The sequence below is a fragment of the Bradyrhizobium sp. MOS002 genome (assembly GCF_003020115.1).
GTDB lineage: Bacteria > Pseudomonadota > Alphaproteobacteria > Rhizobiales > Xanthobacteraceae > Bradyrhizobium.
In genome coordinates, this window is the sequence record NZ_PYFX01000004.1 from 775,329 (window position 1) to 795,469 (window position 20,141).

13 protein-coding genes, 1 tRNA gene and 2 pseudogenes are annotated in these 20,141 nt (G+C 65.2%); 15 read left to right on the top strand and 1 reads right to left on the bottom strand.

Translation table 11 applies throughout. The features are described 5' to 3' along the window. The first annotated feature begins 3 nt into the window (after nt 1–3). From C7G41_RS16705 to C7G41_RS37845, 7 genes and pseudogenes are all read left to right on the top strand, one after another. Nucleotides 4–3,153: an efflux RND transporter permease subunit gene (locus C7G41_RS16705; protein ID WP_106943551.1), complete on the top strand. Its 3,150-nt coding sequence runs from the start codon at nt 4–6 to the stop codon at nt 3,151–3,153. Next, nucleotides 3,153–6,257: an efflux RND transporter permease subunit gene (locus C7G41_RS16710; protein ID WP_106943552.1), complete on the top strand. Its 3,105-nt coding sequence runs from the start codon at nt 3,153–3,155 to the stop codon at nt 6,255–6,257. Before C7G41_RS16705 ends, C7G41_RS16710 begins: the two co-directional genes overlap by 1 nt. Nucleotides 6,258–6,298: 41 nt before the next feature. Continuing rightward, on the top strand, nt 6,299–7,033 hold the full coding sequence (locus tag C7G41_RS16715; RefSeq protein WP_106943553.1) for a tRNA-uridine aminocarboxypropyltransferase: 735 nt from the start codon (nt 6,299–6,301) through the stop codon (nt 7,031–7,033). Nucleotides 7,034–7,231: 198 nt separating this feature from the next. Next, nucleotides 7,232–7,948: an ABC transporter permease gene (locus C7G41_RS16720; RefSeq protein ID WP_245446556.1), complete on the top strand. Its 717-nt coding sequence runs from the start codon at nt 7,232–7,234 to the stop codon at nt 7,946–7,948. A gap of 166 nt (nt 7,949–8,114) precedes the next feature. Continuing rightward, a pseudogene (locus C7G41_RS16725) lies at nt 8,115–8,711 on the top strand (ABC transporter ATP-binding protein); the annotation flags it as partial. 57 nt (nt 8,712–8,768) lie between these two features. Beyond that, nucleotides 8,769–8,842 (top strand) — tRNA-Cys (locus C7G41_RS16730). Nucleotides 8,843–9,029: 187 nt separating this feature from the next. Continuing rightward, nucleotides 9,030–9,176 carry a hypothetical protein gene (locus C7G41_RS37845; protein WP_199198416.1) on the top strand — a complete coding sequence of 49 codons (147 nt, stop codon included), beginning with the start codon at nt 9,030–9,032 and terminating at the stop codon, nt 9,174–9,176. An 86-nt stretch (nt 9,177–9,262) separates the two neighbouring features. Here the strand turns inward: C7G41_RS37845 and C7G41_RS16740 are convergent, their stop codons facing one another. Next, complete coding sequence (locus C7G41_RS16740) at nt 9,263–9,457, bottom strand: hypothetical protein (protein ID WP_007591187.1); 195 nt, start codon at nt 9,455–9,457, stop codon at nt 9,263–9,265. Nucleotides 9,458–9,724: 267 nt separating this feature from the next. On the opposite strand from C7G41_RS16740, the pseudogene C7G41_RS38780 reads away from it, so the two are divergent. The 8 genes and pseudogenes from C7G41_RS38780 to C7G41_RS16800 all read left to right on the top strand — a co-directional run. After that, a pseudogene (locus tag C7G41_RS38780) lies at nt 9,725–9,985 on the top strand (hypothetical protein); the annotation flags it as partial. A 434-nt stretch (nt 9,986–10,419) separates the two neighbouring features. Next, the gene (locus C7G41_RS16755) at nt 10,420–11,337 is read left to right on the top strand and encodes an ABC transporter substrate-binding protein (protein ID WP_106943557.1); all 918 of its coding nucleotides are present in this window, start codon (nt 10,420–10,422) and stop codon (nt 11,335–11,337) included. Further along, on the top strand, nt 11,337–12,959 hold the full coding sequence (locus C7G41_RS16760; RefSeq protein WP_106943558.1) for an amino acid ABC transporter permease/ATP-binding protein: 1,623 nt from the start codon (nt 11,337–11,339) through the stop codon (nt 12,957–12,959). Before C7G41_RS16755 ends, C7G41_RS16760 begins: the two co-directional genes overlap by 1 nt. A gap of 49 nt (nt 12,960–13,008) precedes the next feature. Then, complete coding sequence (locus tag C7G41_RS16765; RefSeq protein WP_106943559.1) at nt 13,009–14,250, top strand: acetamidase/formamidase family protein; 1,242 nt, start codon at nt 13,009–13,011, stop codon at nt 14,248–14,250. A gap of 258 nt (nt 14,251–14,508) precedes the next feature. Continuing rightward, nucleotides 14,509–16,842, top strand: coding sequence for an acetamidase/formamidase family protein (locus C7G41_RS16770; protein WP_199198441.1), 2,334 nt, complete (start codon nt 14,509–14,511; stop codon nt 16,840–16,842). Between the two features lie 27 nt (nt 16,843–16,869). After that, nucleotides 16,870–17,253 carry a RidA family protein gene (locus tag C7G41_RS16775; protein ID WP_106943561.1) on the top strand — a complete coding sequence of 128 codons (384 nt, stop codon included), beginning with the start codon at nt 16,870–16,872 and terminating at the stop codon, nt 17,251–17,253. Between the two features lie 1,051 nt (nt 17,254–18,304). Continuing rightward, entirely contained in the window at nt 18,305–19,468 is a 1,164-nt protein-coding gene (locus tag C7G41_RS16795) for a PspA/IM30 family protein (RefSeq protein ID WP_106943700.1), read from the top strand. Nucleotides 19,469–19,478: 10 nt separating this feature from the next. Next, a complete protein-coding gene (locus C7G41_RS16800) occupies nt 19,479–20,138 on the top strand; it encodes an OB-fold-containig protein (RefSeq protein WP_106943563.1) in 660 nt (219 codons plus the stop codon). Nucleotides 20,139–20,141 lie beyond the last annotated feature (3 nt).

Consider the following 20,141-nt stretch of genomic DNA (forward strand, 5'->3'; position numbering starts at 1 on the left):
CTCATGGGCGTCTCCGAACCCTTCATCCGACGGCCGATAGCGACCTCGTTGCTCGGCATCGCGCTTCTGATCGGCGGGCTGCTCGGCTATTTCGCGCTGCCGGTGTCTGCGCTGCCGCAGGTCGATTTCCCGACCGTGCAGGTGACGACGCAATTGCCCGGCGCGAGCCCCGACGTGATCGCCTCGCTGATCACTGCGCCGCTGGAGCGGCAACTCGGCCAGATCCCGTCACTGTCGGCGATGAACTCGACGAGTTCGTTCGGCGTCAGCCAGATCTCGCTCCAGTTCGATCTCAACCGCGACATCGACGGTGCGACCCAGGACGTCCAGGCCGCGATCAATGCCGCGGCCGGCGTGCTGCCCAAGACGCTGCCTTATCCGCCGACCTACGCCAAGGTGAACCCGGCCGATGCGCCGGTGATGACGTTGGCGCTGCGCTCCGACACGATCTCGTTGCGCGCGATGAGCGACATCGCCGACACGCTTCTGGCGCAGCGGCTGAGCCAGATTTCCGGCGTCGGACGCGTCTCGGTGCTGGGCGGGTTGAAGCCGGCTGTCCGCATCCAGGCGGATCTGGCGCGGTTAGCTGCCTATGGCATCGCCATGGAGGACCTAAGAACCGCGATTGCCAATGCCAACGTCTCGGGGCCGAAGGGCTCGCTCGACGGCGCGCAGCAATCCTACATCATCGCCGCCAACGACCAGATCGCCGCCGCCGACGCCTACAAGCCTGTCATCATCGCCTACCGCAACGGCTCGCCGGTCACGATTGGCGACGTCGCCCAGATCGTCGACGGCCTCGAGAACGATCGCACCGGCGGCTGGTACCAGGGCTCGCCCGCCGTCATCATCGACATCCAGCGTCAGCCCGGCGCCAATGTCATCGACGTCGTCAGCCAGATCCGCGCGGAGATCCCCAAGGTCCAGCGCGCTATTCCGGCCGGCGTGAACCTCACCATCGTCTCCGACCGCACCGTCACCATCCGTGCCTCGGTCCGCGACGTGCAGTTCACGCTGATCCTGAGCGTCGTGCTGGTGACGCTGGTGGTGCTGCTGTTCCTGCGTTCGCTGCGCGCCACGCTGATTGCCGGCGTGGCGCTGCCGCTGTCGCTGATCACAAGCTTCGGCATCATGTATTTCGCCGGCTTCAGCCTCGACAATCTGTCGCTGATGGCGCTCACCATCGGCACCGGCTTTGTCGTCGACGACGCCATCGTGATGATCGAGAACATTGTCCGCCACATGGAAAACGGCGACAGCGCGATGGAGGCTTCGCTGAAGGGCGCCAGCGAGATCGGCTTCACCGTGATCTCGCTGACGGTGTCGCTGATCGCGGTGTTCATCCCGTTGTTGTTCATGTCGGGCCTTGTGGGCCGCATGTTCCGCGAATTCGCGCTGACGCTGACGATCGCGGTCGTGACCTCGGCCGTGGTCTCGCTGACGCTGACGCCGATGATGTGCTCGCGTCTGCTGAAGCATGCCCATGAAGAGCTGTCAGTGCCGGGGCTTGCCGCCGTCAGCCGCTTCATCGACCGCACCGTCGAGTTCTATCACCGCACGCTGCTCTGGGTGCTAGAGCGCCAGCGGGCGACCCTGGTCGTGACCTTCGCCACGCTGATTGCGACCCTGGCGCTCTACGTCGTCGCGCCAAAGGGCTTCCTGCCGCTGCAGGATACCGCCTCGATCACGGCGGTGACGGAAGCCGGTCCGGACGTGTCGTTCGCGGAGATGCAGAAGCGGCAGGCCGCGGCGGCCGACGCCATCAAGGCCGACCCCGATGTGACCGGCGTGGTCTCGGTGATCGGGGCAGGGTCGGTCAACCCGACCACCAATGTCGGCCGTCTCGTCATGACGCTGAAACCTCGCGGCGAGCGGCGCGACGATGTGAGCGTGGTTATCACCCGGCTGAAGGAGAGGGTGTCGGGCATCCCCGGCATGACCGTCTATTTCCAGCCGGTGCAGGACGTGCAGATCTCGACCCAGTCGAGCCGCTCGCAATACCAGTACACGCTGACCGGCACCGACGCCGTCCTGGTGTCGGAATGGGCGCGCAAGCTGGTCGCGGAGATGCGGCACGATCCGCTCTTCCGCGACGTCTCCTCGGAGGCGCAGGAAGGCGGTCTGCGGGCGCAGCTCACGGTCGACCGCACCCGGGCCGGCCAACTCGGCGTCAGCCTCCAGGGCATCACCGACACTCTCAACGACGCTTTCGCGCAGCGCCAGATCTCGACCATCTACGGCCAGGCCAACCAGTACCGCGTGGTGCTGGAAGCGCTGCCGATGTACCAGCGCGATCCCTCGATCCTGTCGAAGCTCTATCTGCCGGGCGCGGCGAGCGCGACCGCCGGCGCGCCTAACGCACAGGTGCCGCTCTCCGCCGTGGCGACGCTGACCCGCACCACCGCGCCGCTCGCGATTTCGCACCAGGCGCAATTCCCGTCGATCTCGCTCAGCTTCAACCTCGCGCCGGGCGCGGCGCTTGGCGACGCCGTCGAGGCCGTGAAGACCATCGAGACCCGGATCGAGATGCCCAACAGCATCGTCGGCGTCTATGCCGGCGACGCCGCCGAATTTTCCAAGGCTCTCGCCGGCCAGCCCTGGCTGCTGCTGGCGGCGGTGATCACGATCTATATCGTGCTCGGCGTGCTCTACGAGAGCTACATCCATCCGATCACGATCCTCTCGACGCTGCCTTCGGCCGGCGTCGGCGCGATCCTCGCGCTGATGCTGTGCGGGCAGGACCTCTCGGTGATCGGTCTGATCGGCATCATCCTATTGATGGGCATCGTCAAGAAGAACGCGATCATGATGATCGACTTCGCGCTCGAGGCGGAGCGCCGGCAGGGGATGTCGCCGAACGAGGCGATCGTACAGGCGTGTCTCCTGCGCTTCCGCCCGATCATGATGACGACGCTGGCCGCGCTGTTCGGCGCGCTGCCGCTGGCGATCGAGAGCGGCACCGGCGCCGAGCTGCGCTTCCCACTCGGCATCTCCATCATCGGCGGCCTGCTGCTCAGCCAATTGCTCACGCTCTACACCACCCCGGTGATCTACCTCGCGCTCGACCGCATCAACCGCCGCCTCGAGCAGGCGCTGCCGCCGGCGGAATCCGGCGGGCCGCCCGTGGCGGGCGCGACCGAGGGGATGCAGTGATGGCATCGATCTCGGAGCCCTTCATCCGCCGCCCGGTCGCGACCACGCTGCTGTCGATCGGGTTGTTCCTGCTGGGTATCGTGGCCTACGAGTTTCTCCCCGTCGCCTCGGTCCCGAACGTCGATTTCCCCGCCATCTTCGTTTCCGCCAGCCGTCCCGGCGCCGACCCGTCCGTGATGGCCGCGACCGTGGCCTCGCCATTGGAGCGTAGGCTCGGCGAGATCGCGGGCATCAACCAGATCACCTCGACCTCGTCGCTCGGCACGACCAACATCCAGCTCCAGTTCGACATCGGCCGCAACATCGACAAGGCCGCGCGCGACGTGCAGGCGGCGATCAACGCGTCGCTGGTCGATCTGCCGAGCGATTTGCCGACGCTGCCGCGCTTTCGCAAGGCGAACACTGCCGGCGCTCCCGTGTTCGTTCTGGCGCTGACCTCGAAGACGCTGTCGGCGAGCGCGATCTACGACGTCGCCGATACGGTTCTGGCGCAGCGCATCTCGCAGGTGCCGGGCGTCGGCGACGTCACGGTTTCCGGTGCCGATCAGCCGGCGGTGCGGGTGCAGCTCAACCCCGTTGCGCTGTCCAACGCCGGCATCGCCACCGACGACGTGCGGACCGCGATCATCAACGCCAACCCGCTCGGTCCGGTCGGCATCTTCAACGGCGAGCGCCAGAGCGAAACCCTATCGCTCAACAAGCAGATGCGGACGGCGAAGGAGTTCCGCGATATCGTCATCAAGAGCTCGAACGGCAATTTCGTCCGGCTGGCCGACGTCGCCGACATCGAGGACGGCGTCCGTAACGCGCGCTCCATCGCCTGGTTCAACAAGCAGCCGGCGGTGCTGATCCAGATCACCAAGCAGGGCGACGCCAACGTCATCGACACCGTCGACCGGGTCAAGGCGCTGATCCCGGCGCTGAAGCAATGGATCCCCGCTGGCGTCGACATCTCCACTTTGGTCGATCGCACCAGCACGATCCGCGCCAGCGTGCTCGACATGCAGTGGACCTTGCTCGCGACCGCCATCCTCGTGATGGTCGTCGTGTTCGTATTCCTGCGGCGACTGACGCCGACGATCGCGGCCGGAATCTCCGTGCCGCTGGCGCTGGCGGGGACCTGCGCCGGCATGTGGGTCGCGGGCTTCTCGATCGACAATCTGTCGCTGATGGCGCTGGCGATCTCCGTCGGCTTCGTGGTCGACGACGCCATCGTCATGATCGAGAACATGTACCGCAATCTCGAGCACGGCATGCGGCCGCTCCAGGCGGCATTGGACGGGGCCCGGCAGATCGGCTTCACCGTGGTGTCGATCAGCCTGTCGCTGATCGCGGCCTTCACGCCGCTGATCTTCATGGACGGCATCGTCGGCCGGCTGCTGCGCGAGTTCTCGCTGACGCTGACCTTCGCGATCCTGGTCTCGACCCTGGTGTCGCTCACGGTGACGCCGATGATCTGCGCCCATTACATCCGGCAGACCACGTCCGGCACGGCGACCCTGTTCGACCGGATCATCGAAGGCTCGCTGTCGCGCATCGTCGCTTTCTACACCCGCACCTTGCGCACCGTGCTGGAATATCCGCTGCTGACCCTGCTGGTGTTCTTCGCCACCATTGGGTTGACGGTGACGCTCTACATCAAGATCCCCAAGGGCTATTTCCCGACCGACGATTCCGGCTTCGTCATCGGGGCGACGCGCGCCTCGGCCGACATCTCGTTCCAGTCGATGCTGAGCCTGCAGCAGCGGCTCGCCGACATCGTGATGCAGGATCCGGCCGTGGCCGGCATCGGCTCGACGGTCGGCAGCGGCGGCGGGCCGGGCGGTGCGACCTCCAATCGCGGCACCATGTTCATCAGCCTGAAGCCGCCGGAGGAGCGCGACCACGTCTCGACGCAGGTGGTGATCGACCGTCTCAGGCGGGCGCTGTACCCGGTCCCCGGCATCCGCCTGTTCATGTTCGCTGCCCAGGACGTGCGCGCCGGCGGGCGGCAGAGCGATTCCGACTACCAGTACACGCTGACCAGCACCGACCTTGGCCTGTTGCAGAAGTGGGCGCCGATCGTGGCAAAGCGCATGGAAAGCGTCGAGGGCATCACCGACATCTCCAGCGACCGCGATCCCGGCGGGCTTCAACTGACCTTGTCGATCGACCGCCAGAAGGCCTCGGCGCTCGGCGTCCGCGTCCAGGATATCGACAATGCGCTCAACAACGCCTTCTCACAGCGGCAGATCGGGATCATCTACACCCAGCGCAACCAGTACATGACCGTGCTGGAGATCGATCCGAAATTCCAGGTCGACCCGTCCAACCTCGATCGCATCTATGTTGCCGGCGCGGGCGACGCGCAGGTGCCGCTGTCGGCCGTGGTGCGCGCGACGCGCGGCCTTGCGGCGCTCGCGGTCTTTCATTCGCAATCGTTCCCATCGACCACGGTGTCGTTCAATCTGTTGCCGGATGTGCAGATCCAGGCCGCAACGCAGAACATCCAGCGCGCGGTCGAGGAGCTGCACATGCCGGAGGGCATTCGCGGCAGTTTTGACGGCAATGCCGGCGATTTCGCCAAGACCAGCGGCCGCCAGCCGCTCCTCATCCTCGGCGCGCTGGTGGCGATGTATATCGTGCTCGGCGTGCTCTATGAGAGCCTCGCCCATCCGCTCACGATCATTTCGACGCTGCCCTCGGCGGGCCTCGGCGCGCTGCTGGCCTTGCAGCTCACCAACACACCACTGACGGTGATCGCCTTCGTCGGCATCATCCTGTTGATCGGCATCGTCAAGAAGAACGGCATCATGATGGTGGATTTTGCGCTCGATGCCGAGCGCCAGCGCGGCCTATCGTCGGCGGAGGCGATCTTCGAGGCCTGCCAGGCGCGTTTCCGGCCGATCCTAATGACGACCATGGCGGCATTGTTCGCCGGCATTCCGCTGGTGGTGGCGACCGGACCCGGCACGGAGCTGCGCCGCCCGCTCGGCATCACCATTATCGGCGGGCTTTTCGTCTCGCAGATCCTGACGCTCTACACCACGCCCGTGATCTACCTGCTGATCGACCGCCTGCGCCGGCGCCGCGAGCCGCACCCGCTGGCTGCGCCCGCGGAATAGGCGGGTTGTTGAACCGCCCTGCAAAGCGTATAGCGGCGACCATGTCGAACCCCACCGCCGCCGTGCCGGCCGATCCGATCCCCGAATGCCCGCACTGCCAGAAGCCGATGCCGCTGTGCATCTGCGACAGCGTCACGCCCATCAAGAACCGGCTCTCGCTCCTGATCCTGCAGCATCCGCAGGAGCAGGACAGGGCGCTCGGCACCGCCCGGCTGCTTGCGAAGCACTTCGCCGGTGCCACGCTGCGGGTCGGCTTGTCCTGGCCGAGCCTGTCCAAGGCGCTGGGGCAACCGATCGAGAACGCCTCGCACTGGGCCGTGCTCTATCTCGGCTCGGCGCACGCCGCCGATCTCGAGGCCGAGGGCGAAATCCTGGCGCTCAACCGCAAAGGTGAGGTCGCGGACAACCAGCGCGCGCGCCTCGGCAAGCTCGAAGGCGTGGTGCTGCTCGACGGCACCTGGAGCCAGGCCAAGGCCCTGTGGTGGCGCAACCCCTGGATGCTGAAATGCCAGCGCGTCATCCTCAACCCGGCCGCCCCATCGCGCTACGGGCGCCTGCGCAAGGAGCCTCGGAAGGACGGACTGTCGACCATCGAGGCCGCGGCGACGATCCTCTCCGTTCTGGAGAAGCGCCCGGACATCGCCGAGACGCTCAATGCCAGTTTTGAACGGATGTTAACCCGCTACCGCGAGGTCCAGGTCGAGATGCCGGAACTGGCTCCGAAGCCGCCGGTGAAGGACCGCCGGCGCGGTGTCCGGCGAGGCAAGCGAGCCTGACTTCGGTCCGGATCATCCGTACGGCCGATTGTCCCGCGAGAGGCGGGCCGATAGAGACCATCGGCCAACAGGCCGCGATCTGCTATCCTGTCGCGCCATCGAAACGCCGGAAGCGGAAGGGGCCGTCGCATTCAGCTTGCAGCCAAGGAGATCCTTGCCCAGGCGGCGCGGTTCGATCGTTGGGGCACGCTCGCCCTGATGGACATTTCGCTGCGCTATCGGCGTACCGTGATCGGCCCGCTCTGGATCACGCTGACGCTCGCTGCGACCATTGCCAGCGTCGGCACGGTCTATGCGGCACTGTTCAGGCAGGACATCGCGAGCTTCCTGCCGCCCTTTGCCGTCGGCCTGATCGTCTGGACGCTGATCGCGACCACGCTCCAGGAAGGTTCCAACATCTTCGTGGCCTCAGGCCATTTGATCAAGGCGGTGCCGGCGCCGCTGATCGTGCATGTGCTCCAGATGATCGCGCGCAACGTCCTCATCTTCGCGCATCATCTGGTGATCGTGGTCCTGCTCTATCTCGTGATGCCGTGGCCGCTGCATGGAAGCATGCTGCTCGCGGTGCCGGGCTTCGCGATCCTGCTCGTCGTGCTGCTGGGCGGCTCGGTCGCGCTCGGCATGCTCTGCGCGCGGTTTCGTGACATCGGCTCGGCGATCGTCAGCGGCCTGCAATTCGTCTTCTTCCTGACGCCGATCATCTGGACCGAGGACAGCGTGCGCGGCACCGCGTTTTATTGGCTGATCCGCGCCAATCCGTTCGCGACGCTGCTCGATCTGGTGCGCAGGCCGCTGCTCTCGCAGCCGACCGATACGGAGCAATGGCTGCTCGGGATCATCTATGCGGCCGTCGTGGCCGTCATCGGCCTCGGGAGCTACGCGAAATACCGCCATCGCGTGGCGTATTGGCTGTGAGGCGCGAGATATGACACCCGCAGCTCATATCGCGCTTCGCAACGTCTCGGTGAGGTTTCCGGTGCTGTCGTTCCGAGACCGCTCGCTGCGCAGCCGGTTCGTCAACGCGATGACACTGCGGCGGACCACGGCGACCCCGCACATCGTCTCCGCGTTGAATGACGTCAGCCTCGACATCCGTGCCGGCGACCGCGTCGCCATCATCGGCGCCAATGGCGCCGGCAAGACCACGCTGCTGCGGGTGCTCGCCGGCATCTACCATCCGACATCCGGCAGCGTGGATGTGCTGGGCCGCTGCCTGCCGCTGTTCGATCTCTCGGCCGGATTCGACGAGGAGGCGACCGGCTACGAGAACATCATGCGGCGTGGCCTCGTGATCGGCGCACGGCGCTCCGAGATCGACGCCAAGCGCGCGGAGATCGCCGCATTCACCGAGCTCGGCGACCGGCTCGACCTGCCGCTGCGCACCTATTCCAGCGGCATGATGCTGCGCCTGATCTTTGCGGTCGCAACCGCCGTCGAGGGCGAGATCGTGCTGCTCGACGAATGGATCGGCGTCGGCGACCAGCAGTTCCGCAAAAAGGCGCGGCAGCGGCTCGACGAGATCGTCGTGCGCGCCGGCATTCTGGTGCTCGCCTCGCATGACATCGAGCTGATCAAGAGCACCTGCAACCGCGCGATCCTGCTGGAGGAGGGGCGGATCGTGGCGACCGGCCCGACCGATGAGATTCTCGGCCAATATCTCGGCGGCGGGAAGGCGTAGCTGCCCGGCCGGGGTTGCCTAAACCCGTGATCCCCTATATTGCTCCGCCCTCGTTGGGGCCACGTGGCGGAGTGGTTACGCGCCGGTCTGCAAAACCGTTTACTCGGGTTCGAGTCCCGACGTGGCCTCCATCACAAGCTCCTGATATCTCAGCAATATTCGATCGTGTCGCGGCTGCCATCGGGCCCGCGTGACGATGCGTGCTGGCCCCGCACACCGGGTTTGCCCGGGCCCGGTGGAAACCCGCCATTCAGCCCGCTGGCATAGTCTTCGCATCTGCGAAGTGATGCATCCCAACGATTGAGCGCTGGAGAGCACGTGAGCGAAATCGTCCGATTTGTCCCGAAATCCGAGCTGGAGCGGGCTCGCCTCATTCGCGAGGCCCGCGCGATCTACGACAGCATCTTTCCCTCGGCCGCACCCGACCGGGCGCCGCTGGAGGGCGAGGACCGCGTCAAGACGTGATCGCGGTCGCGCCGGATTTCGCGGCGTAGGGTCCATAGCAAAACGCCCGCAGGGCGCGGGCGCATCGGCTCACGGTAAAATTGGCTTCAGCAGGCCGCGTACCAGCCGTCCGGGAAAGGCAGCAGGGGCCAGGCGCCCTCATTGTCGTTGGCAGCCTTGGGCTTTGCATAATAGGTCCACGAGCGCGGCACGAAATCCTCCCCCGGCACGAACGCCAGATCTTCATGGACCATGGCGTCCTGGACGGCATCCAGCAGCAAGTTGAATTCGGCTTCGCTCATCACACCCTCCGGACCGCGGATGGCGCAATGTCGCAAAGCCGGCTTGTTTCCCGATTGAGCCGATCGTTCGCATTTTAACGATCAGCCAATCGGGTCCCGATTGGTTAGCGAGTCATGAAAATCCCCTTGGGGATATTAGGTTCCTGCCGGGTGCCCGCAGTGTGAAGGAGGTCACATCTTCCGCTGTTAATTTTCCCTACCCCTTTGCACACCGGCCAAAACAGGTCGGCCAAGACAGGCCGGCGGAAGGCAGATGGGAGACTGGTCATGAAGGCGAGGTTCTTGCGGTTTGCGGGGGTGAAAAGCCGGGCGCGTCGCGCCTCGACGGTCGGGCTGTTCCTGACGCTGTTTGCCTCCGCCGCCCACGCGCAGCAGGGAACGCCCGAGCAGCGCCGGGCCTGTACCCCCGACGTCTACCGGCTCTGCGCCGGCGAAATCCCCAACGTTCGCGCCATCACAGCGTGCCTGCGCCGTAACAGGTCAAGCTTGAGCGAGGCTTGCCGCGCCGTGTTCGATCAGGCCGGCGGCTGCATGCCGGGCCTGTGGGTTTGTGCGCAGCAAGTGGCTCGCGCGGGCTCGCGAATCCGGCATAGTCGGCCTGTGGATAGGCCTGTGGGTATGCTGCGGAGAGGCTGTGGAAGGCAGTGATGTGCTTCGGATGTCGGGCGCAGATGCGTCCTTCGATTGTCATATTTCTGTCAAATGACTTCACCGAATGAGTCTCTGATCGGGCAGATCGGCGTGTAGAGCAGGATCATTTGGTTCTCCCGAATTCGGAATTGGGTGCCGCGAGCATCCCTGACGCGAGAACAGTTTTTGTGCAGCCTCCTGCCCAAATGGCGGGCTCCCTCCATCCAATTTTTTGTACGCCCGCGGACAAGCTTTCCGATCCGCTCTCCTCCTAGGCTCGCTTCCGAGATCTGGAACATGGCCATTGCCATGACAATTCGAAGGAGCTGGAGATGGAGAGACCGGTATTGCCCCAGGCGCGGGGGAACGCGCGTGCATCGCTGTCTTGGCGCAAGGCTGCGCTCGGCGCTGCGGTCACTTTCGGCGCGCTGGCAGCCGCGCCCCTGAGCGTGCAGGCTGCTGCGCCTGCGGCCTGCGCCGCGCTTCAGGACAAATATCCGGACTGGAAGGGCAAGACCCTCGTCAACGCCATCAACCCGCACACGCCGGGTTATGAGACCATCGATCCGAAGGACCCCAGCAAATATATCGGATTCGACATCGATCTCGGCGAAGCCATCGGCGAATGCCTCGGCTTCAAGCTGACCTACAAGCCGGTGACGTTCGCGGCACTCCTGACCACGCTCGCCGCGGGACAAGCCGACATCGTGATTTCCGACATCTACGCCACCAAGGAGCGCGCCAAGGCCGCCGACTTCATCACCTATTCCAAAGTGTTCGACGGCGTGCTGGTCGCCAAGGGCAACCCGAAGGGCATCAACGGCATCAACATGTCGATGTGCGGCGCGGCTGCCGCCGAAAACACCGGCTATGTCGAGGTGCCCCTGATCCAGGCCCTGATGCCCGAGTGCAAGAAGGCCGGCAAGCCGGAGCCGACCGTCCAGCTCTACGACAACAACGCCAACTGCATCCAGGCGATCCTTGCCGGTCGTGCCGACACCTATGTCAACGACGTCAACACCGTCGACAGCGCGGTCAAGGCCTATCCGGACAAGCTGGAGAAGGCGACCGCGGTGACGATCCCGTATTCCGTCGGCATCGCCGTCCCCAAGGACAAGCCGAAATTCCGCGACGCCGTGCTCGCAGCGCTGATCGAGGTGCAGAAGGCCGGCACCCATATGGAGCTTCTGAAGAAGCATGGGCTTGACGTGAACAACTTCAAGGAGCCTGACATTCTGACGGCCGACTGATGTCGCTGTTCCTCCATTACCTGAGCATGCCGTATCTGCTCGAGGGCATCGAGCTCACCCTCGAGGTGACTGCCCTCGGGCTCGGCGGCGGATTGATCCTTGGATTGATCCTCGCCGGCATGCAGCTCTCCCGCTTCTGGCTGCTGGCGGCGATCGCTAGGGCCTACACCGTGATCTTCCGCGGCACGCCGCTGATCCTGCAGATGGTGTTCGCCTACGACGCGCTGCCGCATATCGGCATCAAGCTGCCGGCGGTGCTGGCCGCCGGCCTCGCGCTGGCCTGCAACGAGGCGCCGTTCATCGCCGAGATGCTGCGCGCCGGCGTGCTCGGCGTCGATCGCGGGCAGGTGACGGCCGGCCAGGCGCTCGGCATGACGCCGCGGATCCTGATGTGGCGGGTGATCGCCCCGCAGGCAATCCGGACCATGATCCCGGCCTTCGGCAACGAGGCCGTGAGTGCACTGAAGAATTCCTCGCTCGCCTCCGTGGTCGCGGTCCAGGAGCTGACCTTGCGCTCGACCCAGCTTGCGTCTTCGACCTTCGACTTTTTCTCGATCTTCTTCGCCTCGGGCTTACTGTATCTGGTGCTGACCTTTGCCATCAGCATCATCCAGCTTTTCGTCGAATGGCTGCTTGATCTCGATCGCACCAAGGGTCGCCAGCGCAGGCTCGCCGATTACCTGCCGTGGCGTCGCGTCGACCTCGCCACCAAGCTCGAACTTGCCGCGGTCACCGCGCATGAGCCCGAACCCGTGGCTGCGCAGGCTGTCGACACGCCGCCGCGGGCGCTGACCCGCGAGGAGCGGACCCGGCGTGCGGCGACGATTTCGCGCAACAACATCGCGGTCGAGACCAGGGACCTCACCAAAGCATACGGCGCGCAAAAGGTGCTCGGCGGCCTCGATCTCACCGTGCGCGTCGGCGAGGTCGTCGCGCTGCTCGGGCCCAGCGGCTCCGGCAAGAGCACGCTGCTTCGCTGCATCAATCATCTCGAAAGCTGGGACGCAGGCACGGTGCGCGTCGGCGGCCGCCGCCTCGGTTTTGACGACGACGGCAAGCTGCTGCCGCCGCGCGCGATCGCCAATGAGCGGGCAAGCGTGGGCGTCGGCATGGTGTTCCAGCAATTCAACCTGTTCGCCCATCTCTCGGCGAAGGAGAACATCGCCGGTCCCTTGCGCTGGGTGCACGGCATGACCCGCATCGATGCCGATCGCCGCGCCGCCGAGCTGCTCGACCGGGTCGGGCTGTCGCACCGCGCCGACGCGCTGCCGCGGCATCTCTCCGGCGGCCAGCAGCAGCGCGTCGCGATCGCCCGCGCGCTGGCGCCGAACCCGAGCGTACTGCTGCTGGACGAGCCAACCTCGGCGCTCGATCCCGAGCTCGTCAGCGAGGTGCTGGAGGTGATCCGGCGGCTCGCCATCGATGACGGCCTCACCATGATCATCTCGACGCACCAGATCCGCTTCGCCGACGAGGTCGCCGACCGCGTCGCCTTCCTGAGCGGCGGCACGATCATCGAGGAGGGGCCGGCGCACGAGGTGCTTTCCAATCCCCGCAATCCGCTGACCGCGCGTTTTCTCAGCGTGATGGAAGCCGACAAGACTCCGGAGGCGGTGCGATGAGAGCCGAATCCACAACGTTCAAGACCGCGTTTCCAGAAGAGGCCACCTCATGAAGCATGTCACGCTGCCGGTTTCGCCGAAAACGGTCCACTGGGGATATTTCTCCAAGAAGGTCGCGCCGGCCCTGACGCTGCGCTCGGGCGATCGCGCCACCATCGAGACGCTGACCCACCACGCCAACGACGATTACGAGCGCATGATCCAAGGCGATCCCGGCGCCGAGAGCGTGTTCCAGTGGACGCGCGAGCACAAGGCCGTCGCGCGGCGCGGCTCCGGTCCTGTCGAAGGCCCCTTCATTCGTGGCGCCGGCGAGGGGGTCGGCGTGCATCTCCTCACCGGTCCGGTCGCGATCGAAGGCGCCGAGCCTGGCGATATCCTCGAAGTGCGCATCCTCGATATCAGGCCGCGGCCGAGCTGCAGCGCCTGTCATGCCGGGCGCTGCTTCGGCTCCAACGTCGCCGCGAATTGGGGGTTTCACTATCACGATCTGATCGAGGAGCCGAAGCCGCGGGAGGTCGTCACCATCTTCGAGCTCGACACCTCCGGCGAGCCCTGCGCCAAGGCGGTCTACAACTACGTCTGGACGCCCCAGATCGATCCGGACGGCATCGTGCATCCGACCATCGATTATCCTGGCGTACGCGTCGATCACGCCACCATCAAGAAGCGCGAGAACATCCTCGCAAGCGTCAAGGTGCCGGCACGCCTGCATTTCGGCACCATGGGGCTCGCTCCGTCGGAGGCCGATTTCGTCAGCTCGATCCCGCCGAGCTATACCGGCGGCAACATCGACGACTGGCGCATCGGCAAGGGTGCGCGGATGTTCTATCCCGTCGCGGTCCCCGGCGCCTATTTCTCGGTCGGCGATCCCCATGCCGCGCAAGGCGACAGCGAGCTCGGCGGCACCGCGATCGAGACCTCGCTGACCGGCGATTTCGAGTTCGTCCTGCACAAGAAGGCCGATCTCGCCGGCACCAGCCTCGAAGGTCTCGACCATCCGATGCTGGAGACCGATCAGGCCTGGTCGTTCTACGGCTTCACCTATCCGAACTATCTCGCCGCGCTCGGTGTCGACGCACAAACCGAGATTGCCAACCACTCGAGTCTCGACCGCGCGATGCGCGACGCGTTCCGCAAGCTCAGGAGGTTCCTGATGACCGTGCACGGCCTCAGCGAGGACGAGGCGATCTCGCTGCTGTCGGTTGGCGCCGATTTCGGCGTCACCCAGGTGGTCGACGCCAATTGGGGCGTCCACGGCACGATCCGCAAGAACATCTTCCGGTGCGATTGATGGGCCGTAGCCCGGATGGAGCGCAGCGCAATCCGGGTATGTCACGGCGGACTCAAAAGGCCCCGGATTACGCTTCGCTCCATCCAGGCTACGCATCGTGCTCGACGTTGATATCCCGCTCTAACACTCTGAAGAACAGTTCGTTTCCAGGATGAGCACGTGACCAGCGAACCTCATCTGCGGCCCGTCGCTGCGACGGATGACCGCGTACGTCTGGCACAGAGGTTGCTTCGATCCACTGCAATCTGGGTCGATCCGATGAGCTTCCGTCCCTTCACCAGCGAGTCCTATGCGCAAGGCGACCGCCCCGAAGCCTGGCGGGACGTGCTGGCTGTGGTCGGGCTGCAGCCGGCGGTCGGCCATTCCTTCCTCGACGGGCATGCAACGGCGTCGCATCGCCACGCCGCCGGCGTCGCGCTGACGCGCATGGCAGCCGGCGCCCAGACCATCGGTCCGCTCTCGCAACCAAGCGAAGACCTGCCGATTGCGCTGATGCCGGTCGAAGACGGCATGGTGCTCAAGAGCGCCGCCGGCCATCGCATCGTTCCGGTCGGCCATCTCGTGCTGCTGCCGCGGAGCGGGGACTGGAGCATCGTATTCCAGCGCGACATGCGCGCCGTCGTCCTGTCGGTGACGTCGGAGGCGCTGCATGGACGGCGCTCGGGCAGGCCGCGGCTCGGCGAACCCAGGGTGGTTCCGCCCAGCGGCTTTTCCGACGTCTTCGCGCGCTTGATGGACGCGACCGCGCGCACGCTCGACACGCTGAGCGATTCCGAATGGAATGCGGTCGCGCAGTCGCTCGTGGATCTCCTGCTGACACTCGCCCATCAATTGGCGGCTTCGACGTCCGACGCCGGATCGAGCGCGACGCAGTCGGCGCTCCTGCACCGGATCTGCCAGACCATCGAACGCCGCCTCGACGATCCCGAACTGGTGCCGGCGCGCGTCGCGCAGGCCGAAGGGATTTCGGAGCGCTATCTGCAAAAGCTGTTCGAGACGGTCGGCGACAACTTTACCCACTACGTTCGCGAACGGCGGCTCCAGCGGGCCTGGGCCGATCTGTCTAATCCGTCCGAGGCGCATCGTTCGATCTCGGAGATCGCCTACGCCTATGGCTTTGGCGATTCCGCGCATTTCAGCCGCGCCTTCCGCCATCGCTTCGGACTGCCGCCGCGCGAGTTTCGCCAGCAGGAGGCGGAGCGGGCGACGACGCAGCAGGGGATAACCGGTCAGCGCGGCTGGCCGCAGGATGCGCTGGCGCAGCTTCGCGTGCACCAGGCGAGTGCCGAGGCGCGCGGCAATCTCGCCCGTACCGACATCGATGAGCCGAGAACGGCCGAACGCAAGCATCATCATCTTCCAATCGAAGCCGATCGTGTTCATTGGGGCTATTTCAGTCGCTCGTTACAGCCGCAGCTCGAGATCGCCTCGGGCGATACCATCACCATCGAAACCCTGACGCAGCATGCCTCCGACGATCCTGAGCTGATGATCGCGGGCGATGCCGCCGCCGAAGACGTATTCGGCTGGACCAAGGCGAGGAAGAACGTGGATCGCCGCGGCGCGGGTCCGATGGATGCCAGCATATTCGGGCGCGGCGCCGGCGAAGGCTTTGGCGTGCACATCTGCACCGGGCCCGTGGCGGTGAAGGACGCCCAGCCCGGCGACGTGCTGGAAGTGCGGATCCTCGACATCGTACCGCGCACGAGTCGTCATCCGAACCATTCAGGCCGCGTGTTCGGCTCCTCGGTTGCGGCCTGGTGGGGCTATCATTACGACGAATTTCTGTCAGGGCCGAAGCCGCGCGAGGTCGTGACGATCTACGAAATCTTCGACGACACCGATGCGCCGCACGCCCGCGCGCTGTATTCCTATCGCTGGGAGCCGCAGACCGACCCGTTTGGCGTAGTACATTCCGCTTACGACTATCCCGGCGTTCCCGTCTTGCCCGGCACGGTGAAGCGCCGCCACGCCGTGCTCGACGGCATCCGCATTCCCTTGCGCCCGCATTTCGGCGTGATCGCGGTGGCGCCGCGCGAGGTCGATTTCATCGACTCCGTGCCGCCGTCCTATTTCGGCGGCAATCTCGACAATTGGCGCTTGGGGAAGGGGGCGGCCGTCTATCTTCCGGTCTCCGTCCCCGGCGCATTGCTATCGGTCGGCGATCCCCACGCCACGCAAGGCGACGGCGAATTGAGCGGCACCGCGATCGAATGCTCTATGACCGGGACGTTCGAGGTGATCCTGCACAAGAAGGCCGACCTTGCCGGCCAGCCCTTCGCCGATCTCTCTTATCCCCTGATCGAGACCGAGACCGACTGGGTCCTGACCGGATTCAGCCATCCAAACTACCTCGCTGAGTTCGGCGCTCAGGGCCAAAGCGAGGTCTACGCAAAGTCCTCGCTCGACCTCGCCATGAAGGATGCGTTTCGCAAGATGCGACGCTTCCTGATGAACGTGAAGGGCCTCAGCGAGGACGAGGCGATCGCGCTGATGTCGGCCGCCGTTGACTTCGGCGTCACTCAGGTGGTCGACGGCAATTGGGGCGTGCACGCGATCATCAGCAAGCGCTTGTTCCAAACCTTCCCCTGAAAGACGCGCCGTAACAAGGATACCCCAGTGAAATTCCATATGATCAGCGGCGGCCCGAAGCCGGTCGCGCCCTTCAGCCACGCGGTCGAGACCGACGGTTTTGTCTTCGTCACCGGCCAGATGCCGGACACGCCGCAAACGCCGGGCGTCTTACCTGACGGCATCGTGGCCCAGACCCGCGCGGTGATGGAGAATTTGAAGGTGGTTCTGGCGGGCGTCGATCTCGGTCTCGAACACGTCGTGATGACGCGCATCTATCTCACGCGTTTCAAGGAAGACTACACCGCGATGAACGAGACTTATCGCGGGTTCTTTCCGCCGGACCGCCTGCCGGCCCGCACCTGCGTCGGCGTAACGGGGTTGGCTTACGACGCACTGATCGAGATCGACATGGTGTGCCGGCGGCCCTGAGGTGATGCCGTAGCCCGGATGGAGCGAAGCGCAATCCGTGATTCGTTCTGCGGATACAGAGCCCCGGATTACGCTTCGCTCCATCCGGGCTACGAGACTACAATCCCTTGCGTTGCCTGTCGGGCAAAACACACAAGCTGCCGGTCAATCCACCTTCGCGAAAATATTCCACTTTACCGAAATTCGGCTTTGGCGTATTCATCTCGCCACCTCACCCCAGTCAGAGGGGCGTATCGCGATCGTCACGAAACGCGGGGTGAGCTGCGGTGGACGCTAGTCACATCGGCGCGAAAGGCTTCGCAGGGCGGGAAACCGTGAGCGAAGGCGTCGCGCACACGACCGGTGCGACCAGCGTACGGCAAAACCGTGTCGTCCTGACGCCCGGGGTCTGTGCGTCAAGTCTTGTGGTGATGTGGGCTGCCCGACCGGGCAGGCGCATCAGCCATCCGCAAGGCGACGGGGGCAATAGTGCATCGCTCCCCGGGGAGAGCTCGGCATAAGCCGTAAAACCACTGCGCAGGGAAGGCCGTGTGTTGGGCTTCACCTGTATGCCGCTGTGCAGCCTCTTGTAGCGCAACCTTCGCACAGTGGACCGTGGGTGCCAGCCGGCACCCGGTCTTCCCTGCGCCCTCAGACGGAAGAGGGTGATGAGATGAAGCAAAGCTCGGGCGGAGCATGCCGCGGGGATGCGAAGGTGTGTCTGCAAGTTACGACCTACGTTATGAGAACGTCGAATGCGGCTTGCTCCGTCATTGCGAGCGAAGCGAAGCAATCCAGAATCCCTCCGCGAAGGGGTTCTGGATTGCTTCGCAAGAGCTCCTGGCAATGACGTGGAGAGAGCGGTGCCTCGCAATTAAGTGCCGTGCGATGGGTTCGCAGTATTACCTCAAATTCCAACTCACACGTGCAGGAAGTCTTGATCTCGCGATCTAGGAAGTGATCACGCGCCTTGAACGCAGACCCGAGCCGCCACGACTAATTGCAGAGTGCCCTAAGGATCAGTGGAACGTGATCAAGCCTCTTCTTCCTAAAGCACCAAAATGGTACTTTGGTGCTTTCCATGAACCTGTCATCCCGAAACGCGCCGTCCGCGCTGCGTTACCGGCTTGCCCCTGACCCGGCCGCCAAGGCCGCGTTGGAGGCGACGTTCCAGGCCTATGACCGCATGATGGAGATCCTGGACGAGGTCGCGCGGAGCCATAATGTGGGCTCCAACGTCGTCCTGCTCCACGCCCATGCCTATGAGCCGATCCGCAAACAGACCGCGCTGCCATCGCGGCTGGTAACGCTGGGCCTGCGCGATCGCGCCGACTATCGCGCCGCCAAGGGCCGCCGCCTGCCGCTCGACGACAAGCTCGCCAAGATCAAGGGGCCCACCACCATTTCGATTGCGACCGTGCAAGGGCGCTTCAGCGTGCCCTTCGACTACGCCGGCTATGCCGAGGGCTGGGGGCAGAGCGCGCCCGCGCACCTGATCCGCACCGACGACGGTTTCGAAGTTCACTACGGCGTCACGCCGAACAATCTGCCAGAGGAGGAGAACGCCATGGATACCATCGCTGCCGCTCCCGAGAACTTCCTGTCGCGGGTCGGGCGCCTGATCGCCGGGATTGCCTACGACGCGATCGAGCAGGCGGAAGGCAAGAACAAGCTTGTGGTGGTCGGACAGGCCATCCGCGAAATCGAGCGCGCCGAGGCCGAGGCGCGCGATGCGCTCGCGTCTGCGCGGGCCGAGGAATATCGCCTCAACGCGCGCCGCACCGAGATCGAGCGCGAGATGACCGATCTCGCCGCCAAGATCGAGGGCGCGATCGCGGATAGCCGCGACGATCTCGCCCGCGCCGGCATCGCACGGCAGATGGATCTGGAGGCCCAGTTCGAGGTGCTCTCCCGCGCTATCGACGAGAACAACGAGAAGATCGAGCAGTGCGTGACGTCTCTGCGTGCCGTACTCTCGGCGCTCCAGGATGCCGAACTGCGCCGGGCCGACCTGGAAAAGAGCGAGGCGGCCGCAAGTCACCAGGCCTCGACGTCACCGCGGAAGCCCGGCGGCACCTCGGCGGCGGCAAAGGCGCTGCGTGCGAGCAGGGCGGTGGCGCGCGCCACCGGCGTTCCGGCATCCATCCCGTTCTCGAGCGACATCGACGAGCTCAGCACGTTGCATCGCGACAAGGAGATTGCAGCGAGGCTGGCGCGGTTGAAGTCGCGCTCCTGAGTCCTGTGTCATGAGCGCACTGCTCGAACACGTCATGTCGCCCGAGGTCAGGCCGTTCGCGATCGCGGCGGCCATGATCCTCATTGTCGGCTCGATCGAAGTGGTCTCGATGCTGGTCGGGGCCTCCTTGAGCGAAATGCTCGGCACCACCATCGATTTCGGTCATCCCAGCGACAATGGCGTCCTCAACGCCATCTCCTGGATCAATGTCGGCGGCGTGCCGCTACTGATCTTCCTGCTGTTGCTGCTCGGTGCCTTCTCCATCACCGGCTTCCTGATCCAGGACGTCGCACGGATGGTGGCCGGCCCCTTGCCGGCAACGGTCGCCTCGGTCGGGGCGGTCGTCGTCTCGGTTCCGCTGGTCCGCGCCGCCAGCGGCGCCATCGCGCGGGCCATTCCCAAGGACGAAAGCTATGCTGTCGGCCTCGGCGATCTCGTCGGCCGCGTCGGCGAGGTCGTCGTCGGGCCGCTCGACCAGGGCCCGCCCGGCCGCGTCAGCGTCGCCGACATTCACGGCAACAGGCATTTCGTCTGGGCGGTTGCCGCACCTGCGTCATCGCCTTTGCCGCAGGGAACCACGGTCCTGCTGGTCGATCGCGCCGGCACCCGCTTCGTAGCGGTGAAGGCCGACGATGAACTCAAACCGTCCAAGCCACCTCTAAGCAGCTAGCCA

Excerpts from the sequence above, each read along its gene's own strand:
- C7G41_RS16705 (WP_106943551.1), top strand. The coding sequence starts at position 4 with ATGGGCGTCTCCGAACCCTTCATCCGACGGCCGATAGCGACCTCGTTG.
- C7G41_RS16710 (WP_106943552.1), top strand. The coding sequence starts at position 3,153 with ATGGCATCGATCTCGGAGCCCTTCATCCGCCGCCCGGTCGCGACCACG.
- C7G41_RS16715 (WP_106943553.1), top strand. The coding sequence starts at position 6,299 with ATGTCGAACCCCACCGCCGCCGTGCCGGCCGATCCGATCCCCGAATGC.
- C7G41_RS16720 (WP_245446556.1), top strand. The coding sequence starts at position 7,232 with ATGGACATTTCGCTGCGCTATCGGCGTACCGTGATCGGCCCGCTCTGG.
- C7G41_RS16740 (WP_007591187.1), bottom strand. The coding sequence starts at position 9,457 with ATGAGCGAAGCCGAATTCAACTTGCTGCTGGATGCCGTCCAGGACGCC.
- C7G41_RS16755 (WP_106943557.1), top strand. The coding sequence starts at position 10,420 with ATGGAGAGACCGGTATTGCCCCAGGCGCGGGGGAACGCGCGTGCATCG.
- C7G41_RS16760 (WP_106943558.1), top strand. The coding sequence starts at position 11,337 with ATGTCGCTGTTCCTCCATTACCTGAGCATGCCGTATCTGCTCGAGGGC.
- C7G41_RS16765 (WP_106943559.1), top strand. The coding sequence starts at position 13,009 with ATGAAGCATGTCACGCTGCCGGTTTCGCCGAAAACGGTCCACTGGGGA.
- C7G41_RS16770 (WP_199198441.1), top strand. The coding sequence starts at position 14,509 with ATGAGCTTCCGTCCCTTCACCAGCGAGTCCTATGCGCAAGGCGACCGC.
- C7G41_RS16800 (WP_106943563.1), top strand. The coding sequence starts at position 19,479 with ATGAGCGCACTGCTCGAACACGTCATGTCGCCCGAGGTCAGGCCGTTC.